11 protein-coding genes and 2 pseudogenes are annotated in these 13,103 nt (G+C 57.6%); 1 reads left to right on the top strand and 12 read right to left on the bottom strand.

Annotated features, from left to right (window positions below; all coding sequences use genetic code 11):
• Nucleotides 1–81: 81 nt before the first annotated feature.
• From ACR9YP_RS10200 to ACR9YP_RS10170, 7 genes are all read right to left on the bottom strand, one after another.
• Nucleotides 82–1,431: an IS5 family transposase gene (locus ACR9YP_RS10200; protein WP_474218974.1), complete on the bottom strand. Its 1,350-nt coding sequence runs from the start codon at nucleotides 1,429–1,431 to the stop codon at nucleotides 82–84.
• Nucleotides 1,432–1,703: 272 nt separating this feature from the next.
• Nucleotides 1,704–2,702 carry an ABC transporter ATP-binding protein gene (locus ACR9YP_RS10195; RefSeq protein WP_474221021.1) on the bottom strand — a complete coding sequence of 333 codons (999 nt, stop codon included), beginning with the start codon at nucleotides 2,700–2,702 and terminating at the stop codon, nucleotides 1,704–1,706.
• Between the two features lie 107 nt (nucleotides 2,703–2,809).
• Entirely contained in the window at nucleotides 2,810–3,610 is an 801-nt protein-coding gene (locus ACR9YP_RS10190) for an ABC transporter permease (RefSeq protein ID WP_474219599.1), read from the bottom strand.
• Nucleotides 3,600–4,475, bottom strand: a complete 876-nt coding sequence (locus tag ACR9YP_RS10185) for an ABC transporter permease (RefSeq protein ID WP_474219598.1) — start codon at nucleotides 4,473–4,475, stop codon at nucleotides 3,600–3,602. Before ACR9YP_RS10185 ends, ACR9YP_RS10190 begins: the two co-directional genes overlap by 11 nt.
• Nucleotides 4,476–4,558: 83 nt before the next feature.
• The gene (locus ACR9YP_RS10180; RefSeq protein WP_474219597.1) at nucleotides 4,559–5,611 is read right to left on the bottom strand and encodes an extracellular solute-binding protein; all 1,053 of its coding nucleotides are present in this window, start codon (nucleotides 5,609–5,611) and stop codon (nucleotides 4,559–4,561) included.
• A 73-nt stretch (nucleotides 5,612–5,684) separates the two neighbouring features.
• A complete protein-coding gene (locus tag ACR9YP_RS10175; RefSeq protein ID WP_474219596.1) occupies nucleotides 5,685–5,885 on the bottom strand; it encodes an NAD(P)-dependent oxidoreductase in 201 nt (66 codons plus the stop codon).
• Nucleotides 5,886–6,068: 183 nt separating this feature from the next.
• A complete protein-coding gene (locus ACR9YP_RS10170) occupies nucleotides 6,069–7,307 on the bottom strand; it encodes a M20/M25/M40 family metallo-hydrolase (protein WP_474219595.1) in 1,239 nt (412 codons plus the stop codon).
• A gap of 411 nt (nucleotides 7,308–7,718) precedes the next feature.
• Between ACR9YP_RS10170 and ACR9YP_RS10165 the strand changes: the two are divergent.
• Nucleotides 7,719–8,432, top strand: a pseudogene (locus ACR9YP_RS10165) (IS256 family transposase); the annotation flags it as partial.
• A gap of 137 nt (nucleotides 8,433–8,569) precedes the next feature.
• Here the strand turns inward: ACR9YP_RS10165 and ACR9YP_RS10160 are convergent.
• The 5 genes and pseudogenes from ACR9YP_RS10160 to ACR9YP_RS10140 all read right to left on the bottom strand — a co-directional run.
• A pseudogene (locus ACR9YP_RS10160) lies at nucleotides 8,570–8,844 on the bottom strand (transposase); the annotation flags it as partial.
• Nucleotides 8,845–9,251: 407 nt separating this feature from the next.
• A complete protein-coding gene (locus ACR9YP_RS10155) occupies nucleotides 9,252–9,578 on the bottom strand; it encodes a hypothetical protein (RefSeq protein WP_474219593.1) in 327 nt (108 codons plus the stop codon).
• A 440-nt stretch (nucleotides 9,579–10,018) separates the two neighbouring features.
• A complete protein-coding gene (locus tag ACR9YP_RS10150; protein WP_474219592.1) occupies nucleotides 10,019–10,861 on the bottom strand; it encodes a carbon-nitrogen hydrolase family protein in 843 nt (280 codons plus the stop codon).
• 117 nt (nucleotides 10,862–10,978) lie between these two features.
• Entirely contained in the window at nucleotides 10,979–11,620 is a 642-nt protein-coding gene (locus ACR9YP_RS10145; RefSeq protein WP_474219590.1) for a hypothetical protein, read from the bottom strand.
• Nucleotides 11,621–11,904: 284 nt separating this feature from the next.
• A complete protein-coding gene (locus ACR9YP_RS10140; protein WP_474221020.1) occupies nucleotides 11,905–13,098 on the bottom strand; it encodes a M24 family metallopeptidase in 1,194 nt (397 codons plus the stop codon).
• Nucleotides 13,099–13,103 lie beyond the last annotated feature (5 nt).

Raw genomic sequence — 13,103 nt, 5'->3', positions numbered from 1 at the left:
CGAAGAATCCACTTTGTTCGGCGTCATAACATTTAGTAAGTCGCGACATAGATAAGCCGTCGTCCGTGAAGAACGCCGATTTCAGCCGGTGACGAGCTGAAGTCGAAGCGTGATCGGGACGAGGATTTGGGACAGCAAGAGAGCGAGCCACCGGATCAGACGGCGGAAGTTGTAGCCGACGGCGGCGAGGATGGCATTGGCGGCGTCGCCCTCGCGATACCAGAGATAATTGCGGCCCATTCGGTGCTCGGATTTGAGATGGCCGATGACCGGCTCGACGGCGGAACGCCGGCGCAGCTCGCGCTTGATCTTCGGTGTCACCCACCGCTTCTGCCCTGAGATGAACACCCTGAACTTGTAGTCGGGTGGCGCATTGTGGCCGCGATAACCTTTGTCGAGAACAAGGCGCTCGATGATGTTGCCGATCAGTGCCTCCATGTCCGGGATGACGGTTTCGAGTGTATGGCCGTCATAGGGATTGCCGGGCAGCGCCTTCACATGGGTGACGAACTGGCCACCCCTGGCGTGCGATAGCGTGGTGGCAACGGAAACCTTGACCCCGAACTCGTAGGGCCGGTGGGCCTTGCCCTTGCCGATGCACTCCACCTCCGGAGCGTGCAGCGAGTAGACCTTCGGTCCACGCTGGTGCTGCTTCTGTTCAAGCACCCGTCGCGCCCGCGCCAGCATGCGCTCCAACCCGATCCCACCGAGCAGGTCAGCGTTGCCACCGAGCTTGCGGCCGATGTCACGGATGACGCGACCCAGATAGGTTCGGAGCGTCTTCAAGGCCCGGTTGGCGCGCTTGAACTGCTTGGCATGGGCATAGCGCTGGTGCTTGATCAGCGCGAACTTGCCGACCCGCCCGTAGGACTGACGCAGCGTGATGCCGGCGGCCTTGGCGAGCCGCACCAGGATCTCACGGGCGCGGTTCAGGAGCCTGGCATCGGTCGGGAACATCACGTTCTTGGGCTGCACCGTGGTGTCGACGATGGCGCGGTTGAGATCGGACGGCTTGATCGCCTCGGTCTTGGTGGCGACCGCAAGGCTCTCCTGCAGCAGGGCTTGCAGCTTCTCCTCGCCCATGCGCTGGCGCCAGCGCGTCAATGAGGAGCGATCGAACACCAGGCGGTGCTGGAAGAACTCTTCGCCGCAGAAGAACTGGTAATAAGGATTCTCCACCCAGCGCTCGCACAACACCTCGTCGGAGAGGTCGTAGGTGTGCTTGAGAATGGCCAATCCGGCCATGAGCCGCGTCGACAGCGGCGGCCGACCTGGCTTGTCCTCATAGACCGCCCCGAGCCGCTGCTCGAGGAACGACCAGTCGATCGTCCGCGAAAGCTTCACCAGCGGGTGACCCATATCGATGATCGCGTCCAGCCGGGAGCGCAGAAGATCGGACTGTCCGCTGTCGCGTCGTTCCTTCGGCTTCATCGTTCCCTCCCGATGCCACCACGGAATCACGACGCGCGATTCGACGGAATCCCGAAAATGAAATTGCAAGCTTTTGGGTCCTCAAAGCCCCAAAGCTTGCAATCTCAAACCTCTCTCCGCTCCAGAAATCGACTCCCGCTCAATGGCTTGGGAGGTTCTTCACGGAAGACTAAGCCGGTGCAGGCCGCAACAAGGAAAGGCAACCCAAAGGCAAAATAGGCCATTTTGTACGCGGCCCTTCCACACGTCGAAACGCCTGCGCGTCACGCGTTTTATGGACCTGTGGGAATCACTCTCAAGCCATTGGAACTGATGGTAATGGCTATGGTCTCACCGGGCTTCGGCTGACGACCGAATGAGAACCGTTCCTCCATCGTCAGCCGCTCACCGTTGATATCCAAGACGACCCGCGTTGCGCCACCACAATAGTTCGCTTGCAAGACTCTCGCCTGGTAAACTACGCCAGGCGCGCCATCAATCGACAGCTTAACCTGTTCGGGTCGGATCACCGCAGTACCGGGCCCAGAGCTCCAGTTTCCCCGGAGACGCAGTCCAGCAGACGAGGTGAACGATCCATCACTTCCTACGGTTCCACTGAGCAGAGAACACCAGCCGATGAAGTTCGCCACGAATGATGTTGCGGGCGTCTCATAGATCTCACCTGGCGTTCCGATTTGCTCAATTTGCCCCGCATTCATGACGACAATGCGATCTGAGATTGTCAGTGCCTCTTCCTGGTCGTGTGTCACGAACAATGTGGTGACATTCACTGTCCGAATGACCTCTTGCAGTTCTGCGCGAAGTCGGATGCGAAGCTGCGCATCCAAATTCGAGAATGGTTCATCAAGAAGCAGCACTGCTGGCCGGATAGCTAATGCGCGAGCGAGCGCGATGCGTTGTTGCTGACCACCTGAGAGTTGACGCGGCAGGCGTTCAGCCAATTGAGGTAACTCGACAAGCTTGAGCATTTCTTGCACGCGGCTCTTACGCTGTTCACGCGAACACTTCAAATTCTCTAAACCAAAGGCAATGTTCTCCGCGACCGTCATATGGGGGAACAAGGCGTAGCTTTGGAAAACCATTCCAGTATCGCGACGGTAGGGCGCCTGGTGAGTTACGTCGGAACCGCAAATTCGGACCGTCCCTGAGGTTGGCTCTTCAAATCCCGCAACCATTCGCAGGGTCGTTGTCTTACCGCACCCTGATGGGCCGAGAAGGCAAACTAACTCGCCTCGATGGGCTGTAAGCGACACGTCCGCGACGGCAACCATGTTGCCATAATGTTTAGAAAGGGAGGCCAACTCCACAACGCGTTCGCTCGTATTCTGCACAGGGTTCTCATGCTCGTTCGTAAACGCCAACATCTCTTTCCCCCGTCCTACGCTATTCTTTCCGCCCCGATTAGGCGCTCAATCACGGAGACGACGATCAATGTCACCACAATCATAACAGTAGAAACCGCCGCAACAAGGGGATCATAGCTCGACTCTACGTACGCGAAGATCTGCACTGGCAGCGTCACGTATCCACCATACGTAAGGAACACGGACACGGTAACATTGCCGAACGACGTGACAAAAGCGAAGACCGCGGCGGACATCAGTCCGGGTAGAATGAGCGGAAGCGTGATGCGCCGAAGAACACGCCAAGGCCTAGCCCGCAGATTCATTGCAGCCTGTTCGAGGACCCGGTTGTGGAGCGTGAGACTGGCGAGCACCGTCCGCACAACATAGGGGATCGCAAGAACCAGGTGCCCCAGAAGCAACGGGTAGATCGTCTGCGTGAGGTTGAATCTTGCAAAGAGCTGCAATAGGCCGAGCCCCAAAACAACAGCAGGAACAATCAAGGGCGAAAAGGCGAGTGCCTGCAGGAAGGCTTTGCCGCGAAATGAATATCGGTCGATGGCAAACGCTGCGGCGAAACCGACGGCAAGTGCCACGATAGCAACGAATACCGCAACATAGGCGCTGGTCCAGAGCGCGGACATGAACTGTTCACTCTCCCAGAGCTTCTGATACCAGCGGAGCGAGAAGCCGGTCGGAGGGAACTTCATCGTGCTATCCCTGGTGAACGATAACACGATCACCAGAAGCACCGGAAGGGCGAGCAGCGTGTACACGATTATGCGCATCAGCGCGCCGGACACCGCCATTACGGAATCGATCAGATCAGTGCGCATAGATTCGCCCTCTGACTAGACGGGAGGCAGCTAAAGTGTTCAGGGCCGCCGTGAAGCCGAGTCCACTCGCGAAAAGAAAAAAAGCCATGGCTGCGCCTGAAGGCCAGTTGAGCTCGGTCATGATACGCTCGTAGATAAGGCCTCCGAGCATAACAACGCGATCTCCTCCGATAAGTCGGGGGGTAACAAAGGCCGAGATCGACAGGACAAAGACGAGGTTAAAGCCGACAAGAATGCCGGGGGATGCTAACGGAATCACGACGCGCCGAAATGTTGTGAAGCGGTTTGCCCGCAGATTTGCTGCCGCTTGCTCGAGTACTGGATCAATCTGCGTGACAACGCTCATTATGGATAAAACCATGTATGGAATGAACTGCTGGACCAGGACGATGATGACCATTGGTCGCGAGAATAAGAATATTTTTGGCGAGGATAGCAAGCCGAGATTCACTAGTAGCGCATTGATCGCTCCGTTACGGCCAACTACGATCAGCCACCCGAGAACCACGACCACAAGACTAAGAGTCAATGGCATTATGACGATAACGGTACGCCACCGTCGTGCAAATTCTGGGAGACGAGCAAGTGAGTAACCTACGGGAAAGCCCAGTACGAGGCAGATTGCGCCGACCAACAATCCATCTACGAACGTGTCGAGAAGCACAGAGGTGTAGTAGGAATCGGCGAAAAACAGAAAATATTGCTGGAAACTGAAGCCGCTTCCCTCGAGCAGGTGGCTCCCTGGCAGAAAGCTCACCCTCAGGACTCCTAGGATCGGAGCAACAAGAAAAGCGGCGAGAATCATGACCATTGGTGCGAGCAGGATCGCGGCACGGCCACGACCGCGCTGTTGCGGTGTGTTCACAATCGGTCCTCCAGTGTCCCAACAATACCGTTACATCTCGGCGTTCATGTACTCAGCCGGCTCGAAGCGGCACCAATCCAAGGCTAGGTCCGGATTATCTTGTTGAACCGCTCGATCCAAGAGGGACGATTAGCGACCAACGCCGGCCAGTCGATTACCTTTTTCATTGCGTTGCGCTCGGGAGAGTTGAACACGATGTCTTTGGCCAGGTCGTCCGGCAATTTGACATCTGTTGTGACACCGACCCGCAGCGCTTTGGGTAGTGCCAGCATGCCTTGGTCGCTGAGCAGCTGCTCAATGTAAGCGTATGCAGCCTCCGGATACTTCATGCCTTTCACGACATTCATGAAAGTGAGGAGCGCGCAGATCCCGTTTTGAGGAAGGACAGTAACAATAGGAAAACCCTTGGAACGCAGCTCGTAAGACCGGCCATCTGTAAAAATACCGGCGTAAACTTCCTCATTCTCAAAGAGTTGCGCTCCAGCGACCGTGGTTTGCGCGAGCGCGATGATATTCGGCTTGGCCTTGGCCAGTACTTGGAAGGCCGGCTCCATGTTCGAAATCGAGCCGCCATTTTCCTCGGCGATTGCGATGAGTGCCAAGTGAGTGGCGAATCCTGTCGGGGACAGCATCATCGCACGCCCCTTGAGATCGGGCCGCGCAATATCCGAATAGGAGGTAAGCGGCTCCTTGATGTACTTCGAATTGTATACAGGAAGCACAGTCGCGACGCTAAATGGGACTCCATAGTCACCAAATTCGCGAAAGGTGGGCTGCACCCGTTTTAGGCTGGGAACCTCGGATATGTTGATTTGCTCAATCGCGCCTGCGTTCATCAGCTCCAGCACAAGTGCGCTATCGCCGATAAACAGATCGAATGGCGGATTATCTTTGTTGGCGATCAGCTTGGCCAGATCCGACTGTGGTGTGCCAGTAAAAAGCTGCACCCGCAGCCCATACTTTTCCTCCAGCGGATCCGAAACGTTCTTCTTGAGCGCTTCGTCGTAGACCCCACCATAGCCGTTGATGCGCAGCGTGATGCCTGCAAATGTTTTCGATTGTGCGTGGACGAATGGTGACGCCAGCGTACTGGCAGCGGCGGTGGCTCCGAGCTGAATAAAAGTACGCCTTCTCATAGTCGATTCCCTCGTTGTGATTTTCGGTTTGTGTTGCTTTGGTAAGTAGAGAGGGACACCGATAAAGTCTCGATCAGTACCCTCGATTTAGATCAACGACATTCCGCTGTGGTCGACCAGCGAGGTATCGCTCAAGATTATCGCTGAGGATGTCGATGACACGCCCGAAATAGTCACTTATATTTCCGGAGACATGAGGAATGATGACGACATTTGTCATTGTCCACAGCGGACTTTGCGCAGGTAGCGGCTCCTGCGCGAAAACGTCGAGCAATGCTCCGGCAACAGAGCCCTCGCTTAACGCCTCATCAGCTCTGCTTCAACAACAACAGAGCTCCGAGCGATAAGGCGCTCAGGCTCCAAGATCTGGGACGCAGGTGCAATGACATCTCCTCCAACATGAGAACCTTCTCTTTTACTGCGCTTCGGCAAGAGGCCCGGCCGGCGATTGCATTCTTTATTTCGACAGATAATCGTAAGCCGACATCACGTGCGTTCGGAGCACGTGCAGATACTCTTCAACCGTTACGTGCTCGTCATGGGACGCCATCGTCCTTGGCGATGGCCCATAGACGTAAGCGGGAATATTTCGATAGCGCCAGAGCCTCGCGTCCGTGCTACCGAGGCTGGCGATCGGCGTCGGTGTGATGCCTGACAATTGTTCGACGTTGCGCTGGAGTATCTCGACCATCTCGCCATACGGATCGCAATAGTTGGAAGGCGTGAAGTTGAACACTTCAAACGTCACTTGCGAATAGCGCCCGGCAATCTTGCGTACCTCTTCGAGAACTGTCTCCTTCTCGACGCCGAGCGGCAGGCGAATGTCGACTTCGAGCCGGCAGTGGCTCGGGATCATGTTGACCTTCAGCCCCCCCGTGATCGCGCCAATGTTGAGAGTTACCTTCGGCACAAATTCAGTAGTGCCCTTGCCCATCGCCTTGTCGATAGCGGGGGCCGCGTTCTTGATTGCTTGCGCTATGTTGTGCGGTAGCTGAGCGGGTATGCCGGTCACAGCCTCCAAATCGGCAATCAACCTCGCGGCGATTTTGGTGGCGCTGTCGGACAGATGCGGGTAGCAAGCGTGCGCACCCCGGGTTGCGATATTGAAGGCAATCCATAACAGTCCCTTCTCGCCAAAGCGGATGGTGTTGGTGCCGCTCGGCTCGGCGTTGAGCAGGCAGTCGCCCAGAACCTCGGGGCAATTGTCGATTAGGTAGCGCGCCCCCCAAGGGCCGAGCGTCTCTTCTTCGGAGACGCAGGTCAGCGTGAGCCGGCCCTTCAGTTTGTGGCGGATGCGATGCAGATATCGATAGGCGAAGATCAAGGCGGAGGTTCCGGCCTTCATGTCGCAAGCGCCACGCCCGTAAATCTTGCCGTCCGCCAACTCACCGCTCCAGGGATCTTTGGTCCAGCCGACCGGATCGACTGGAAACACGTCCATATGGCCGTTGAGCACAAGGTGACGTCCAGGCTGTGGAGCTTCGAAGCTCGCAATCAAATTAGGGACTTCCTGCTTGGGCGCGATAGTGCGGTACTCAAGCCCTTCATCTTCCAGGAACTTGCCTACATAAGCGGCCGCTTGTTGCGTGTCACCCGGGGGGTTCGGACTCTTGGCGCAAATGAAGCCGCGGAGGAATTCGATGATCTCATCGCGATCTCGATCAATTGCGGCCAGCAGAGCTTGCTTTTCATTCACGGAGACTTCCTCTCTTCTTCGGCCAGGATAAGACGGGAAGCTATCGAACTCATGGCGCCGATTTTCCCCAATTTTGGTGTGATCTGCGCGGAACTTTAGCGTCGGCTTGGACAATCCTACGATTTTCTGCATCCGCGATTTAAGTCAGAAGTGGCTGACGACTTCGATTAGCGCGTCACGAATTGGTGAAGCGCGAGTGTGCAGGCCGTAGCGTGAGCGAACGCCGAGCAAGCATCGAAAGTACGAGCGCAGGCCGACCCGACGACCTTTTCAGTCGTGTCCCAATGATTAGCAAAGTCGCTCGCGATGCGCGCCCCACATGGCGCCGTGGCGAGCGGCTTTGCGGGTGGTCACTGATGATTCGTCGGTAAGGTTTGGGTTGCGACACCAACCTGATTTGAGGAACCACCGATGACCGATGACATGATGAACCTGCGCGCGCTCGTGGAGAAGGCCCTGATGCCGATCTGTTGAGTGAGATGATCGGGTTTGCCGCTCACCAAGCTGATGGAACTGGAGGTCGAGGGCCTGACCGCGCGGCTTACGGCGAGAAGAGCCAGGAGCGCCAAGCCCAGCGCAACGCCTAACCGCGATCAGAGCTGGGAGACCCGCGCCGGCACGGTCCAGCTGCGTACCCCAAGCTGCGCAAGGACTCCTACTTCCCGGGCTTCCTCGAGCCGCTGCGGATGCCGAGAAGGGGCTCACCACCGTGGTGCCGGAGGCCTACGTCCAGGGCGTCTCCACCCGCTCGGTCGATGATCTGGTGCAGGCGATAGGCATGACGGGCATATCCAAGAGCCAGGTGTCGCGGCTGTGCGGCGAGATCGACGACAAGGTGAAGGGCTTCCTCAATCGCCCGATCGAGGATGACTGGCCCTAGCTGTGGATGTGAAGGTGCGCCAGAACGGGCGCGTCGTCTCGGTCGCGGTGATCATCGCGGTCGGCGTCAACAGGAATGGCCGGCGCGAGGTGCTTGGTATGGACATCGGCCCGTCCGAGGCCGAGACGTTCTGGACCGCGTTCCTGCGCAAGCTGGCGCGGCGGGGCCTGCGCGCCGTCAAGCTCGTCGTCTCCGACGCCAATGACGGGATCAAGGCCACGGTCGGAAAGGTTCTCAACGCCACCTAGCAGCGCTGCCGTGTGGGGTCGTTGAAGAAGTGACCAATAGATTTCGCGCGATGCAGCGACCGGCCCCGTCATGGCCCTCGCGTCAAAACCCGCGCTCCGGCGCGATCTGAAGCCGCAAACGCACTATGAGGGACAATCCAAGACAGAATAAGCGGAAGGAGAGCGGCTGCCAGCCGCTTGAGGTTGATGACGGCGGCTGTCAGGTTGGCCTGGATCTTCATGTTTGGCGGATCACGGCGTATGGCGCGCGCCAGTCCGTGCCAGTCTTGCCTTCGCCGTGGAAGCCCTCTGAGCGCCAGCGACGGCGCTCATATTGATCCTGTCTGCTCCATCGCTCGCGACGGCGGCGGGCGCGTAGCAGTGCAGGATAATCGTCACCGAATACTGCTGGGAGAATGAGCGAAGCAATACGCCCAGCCGCTGAGCCGGGGTAGTGGCGACACATGGACACAAGGAAAGCTACGCGAGCGGCGCGAACCAATCTGAGGCTCGGAAAGATTGAGCTAGCCAACGGCTTTCCAGGCCAATTCGAGATCATCGAAAAGCTACGTCCACGGAATTTGCTAGCTGGAGACAATAGGGTCCAGCACGGCGACAGCGCGCGAACATTCTTTACACCAATAACCAATATCCGTGCCCGTGGCTATTCTTTGAACGGCCGAACGTCGCGCCCTTGCCGTCGACTACGCGCTTCGTGCGGCGCCAACCTGCAGAACAGGCAGAATAATGCTGCTGAGTGTTATCGATCCGATTTGGGTCGCGCCTCATCGGATCACTCATCCGGCCACCTCAGGGTGTCGGAAGCTTTACCCCAGCTTATCCTTCGTCCATCAGCTGCTTCGCCAAAGCCATGTAGGTCGGTAGGATCATCGGATCTTCAGCGGTATTGCGAGCAGTCGGATGCGAGGCATTGCGGGCGATCAACATCTCTACAGCCGGATCGACGTAGATGCACTGGCCGTGAATGCCTTGCGCCTGGTACGAGCCCTGCTCATTGTCACGCACCACTGGCTCCGGTAGGAGCCGCCGACTAACGTCTTTAACCAGCAGTTTGAACTTCTTAGGATCGCCGGCGCTCGCGACGTCTTCCACCACTGCCGTTGCCACGACCTGCCGGCCATTGAAGCGGCCGTAGTTGCGCATGATGAGGCGTCCACCATGTCGAGCTTGATAAGATCATGATTACCAGCGAGGGCCTTCGACAGTTGTGAGTAAATGCCTTGGCCGAATGAATGGAGGTCGTCAGGATCCGGCGCTGCACTTGGCACGCGCGGGAGAGTCCAAGAAGTACGGGCCCATGAAGCGGGACGGATCGCTGCCCGTTTCAGGCGATGACAGGTGTGCTGCCGATTTCCCCAGTTCTGACCTTGAGCCAGGCCATCGAGAGTCGTGGAGCGCAACATCGAAGTGGCTCAAGAACCGATCGCAGCGAACGAATGCGCGCGTCCGTCGCCAACGCGTGCACTTTCCTGTTCGTCTCGCAATCGGCCGGAGCGATTCGAAGGCCGTGCGCTGCGGTGCCAACCTGGTGCGCCGAATGCACGAGAGCAGATGGTGCTGCGCCTGAAGTACTGACGAAGGCTCTATGGATGTCCCAGCGGCTTTGTGATGCTGGTGTAGGTGTCCGGGCGCCGGTCGTCGAACAGCGACACCTCGTACTCGCCCGGTTTGATGACAATCCTCTTCTTCGCGGGCAACGCGAGATCAATCTCGGCGGTGACCAGCGCATCACCCTTCTGAGCCAGACCAAGCACACGGCCGCGCGGATCGATGATCTGGCTGTTTCCTCGGAACTGGACGCCCGCTTCGATGTCGCCGCGGGTCACCGCAACGAGATACACATGATTCTCAGCGGCTCGCACTCGCGCCATGTGATTGGCGATGATGTCAACCGTGTCCGGCCACACTGAAGGTTGAGCGATGATGTCCGCGCCGGCGAGGGCGAGGCACCGAGCCGATTCAGGAAACCTTATGTCGTAACAGATCGCAACGCCCACCCGGCCGATCGGTGTGTCGAACACCGCGGGGGGGCCGGCCGGGCCCGGCGCAATATACCGATCAGCCCCGAGATAGGGGATGTGCTGCTTGCGATGCGTGCCGATCAGGCCTCCCGGCCCGATGAGCACTGCGGTGTTGTAAACGAAAGAGCCGGCGTCCTCGATCAGACCGACCACGGCCACCAAGTTTGCTTCCCGACACGCGTCGATCACCTTTCCAAGCTCCGGACCGCCTAATCTGAGGGCGGTCCGGCGTACCGCATCGGCGGTATCGAACATATATCCGTTAAGAATTGTTTCGGGGAAGACGACGAACTGCACGTGTTCCGCCGCGGCTTTGCGGATCATGCTGCATACGCGGCCCACATTGTGGGCAACGTTGTTAAGCCGCGCTCCGACTTGAGCCGCCGCAACCGTCGTCAGCAACATCACAGACCTCCCTTCCTTGACGCCAAGCCGAACTTGCACTTCGAGAGGGCGGTGCGTCCGGCCCGTCCGCTCAAGCATTGTGTCGAATCCGCCGACTACTACCTCAGCGTGCTGCTTCTACTCGTCCGAACAGGTGCCTGAGATATACCGTGCGCGATAGGCCAGTGTGATACTCATGCGGTTGCCTCCCAACTCAATTGTGAGGGCGGTGGCTGGCTGGTAAACGCCTCTGTCCAGGACAAGTGCGGCGAGGCATTCCTGCTTCCGCTTCCTATATTGGGTATCTGCGGCGGCCCACCACCCAAGTCGGAGTTGCCCCTGATTACACTGTAAATGATCTCCGCTGCGGGGGCGAACGCCAGGCTTGATCGCCTTGATGGCGTCAATGCCGCCCACGGCCAACCGTCTACCCTCACGCATCACTTGGATCTCGGCATCTGATTTCATCAAATGAACCCAGCCGCCAAGCCGACTCGCGTCGACGAACATCGCCTCGGGAAGGGCCCTGCGAAGCGCAGCAAGACTGCCGTGCGCAAAGCGAAATCCGTCCTCTTCCGTACCTATGCAGGCTTTGGCAAACCCGCGCTCGCGTAGCGCCTTCCCAAGAAAGTCCATCGGGCGCTGCGTCGGCCTCTCGGTCATGCATTCGGTTGGATACGCGATGATGTTCTCTCCGTTGAGGTGCGTTGTGAACAGTGCACCAGGCTCCTCGATCGGCGCATAACTGGTGCACAACGGCTGCTCGAGCGTCAGTGCCACTACGACGGCTTGAGGATAGACAAACGATTCGAATCGTATCGGGTAAAGGGTCCGTGGCGGTCAGCATGGTCTCGCATACTCGCGAACGACTTCGAGCGGATACACATCCTCTCATCATTGCGATCAGCCTCGGGCGCGATACGCGTTCCAGCGAAATTCAGTACTTTCGCTATAAACTCCGGATCTGCGAGCGGCTGCCAGATTTTCTTTGAGAAGTCGTCTGGCGACTCCCCTTCAAGGTTGAACGTTCTTTTTGGTTCGCCCAAACAACGGATGTGGGCGCTCTAGACTTCGTAAATAATTCTTGGCGCGCTGGTTAGAGTCTCGGCACCGCGCTCGGTTACACGAATAGTATCGCTAAGCACATATCCAAAGTCATTGTCCACCCAATTGCCGAGCATGAGATGAAAGGTCATGTTTTCCTTCAGCTCAGTCGCGTCACCGACCTTCAGACTTGCCGTAGGCTCAAGCCACTCGATTCCAATAGGATACCCACAGCGAGAATCCTTATCTAAGTCGTGACGCTTCATTTCATTCCGAAAGGCTGAGGCGACATCGCTGCAAGTCGCACCAGGCCGAGCAGCCCTGAGCGCAGCCGCATGTCCGGCGATTTCAGCCTCATGCATTTGCAGCAACCGATCCGAAGGCTTACCGATTGAAAACGTACGCATAATTGCCGCTGCGTACGCGTGACGCATTCCGCCGCATTCGAGATTCACCTGCGATCCCGCATGGAGGACATCGTCACTCCACGGAATGTGCGATGTACCAGTCCGCGGAGATGAAACAAAGTATACCGGTGCCAGAAAAGTGCCAGGCTTTCCGTTCGCACCTCGAATAAGCGTCCGGACAATCTCGGCAACAGCGTCCGCTTCCCGAACTCCTGGCTTGATGACTTCCGCAGCGCAAGCTATCGCAGCATCGGAAATCGCCGCAGCTTCCCGCATCAGGACAATTTCGCGATCAGATTTCACCAGACGAAGCCAATCCACCGCTTTAGAACAATCGACAAGGCGAGCGTTTGGAAGGCGCGACTGGAACTTCGCGACAGTGGGCATAGCAGCATAGGTCCTGCCCTGCGTAGACAGCGTGAGGGTTTCAAGACCAATCCCGTTCTTGTCGAGCCTATGCTCAATAATGAAGTCGATTACGGCGTCGTAACCGTCCTTATCGCTGTGCCCAATCAGGCTTTCGGAGTAGCCAATCACCCTATCCTTGTCGAGGAACGTCTGATGATAACCCGCGACAGCGTCCTGCGAACGCATAATGAACGTCGGTTGATCCTCATTCATGCTAATGACAAGACCTTGCGGGACGTACGAGGAACGCGCCGTGTATCCAGTAAGGTATGTAATATTAGCCGAGCTGCAGACGAACAGAGTCTCTACATCCCGCCGTCTCATCTCGGCCTTAACCGAATCAAGTCTGCGTGCGTACTCTGCTCGCGGGAAAACTAGCGGCGCCTTTTCGATGTTCATTTGAT

The sequence above is a fragment of the Bradyrhizobium sp. BR14999 genome (assembly GCF_056106085.1).
This window is presented reverse-complemented; position numbering and strand designations above follow the sequence as displayed.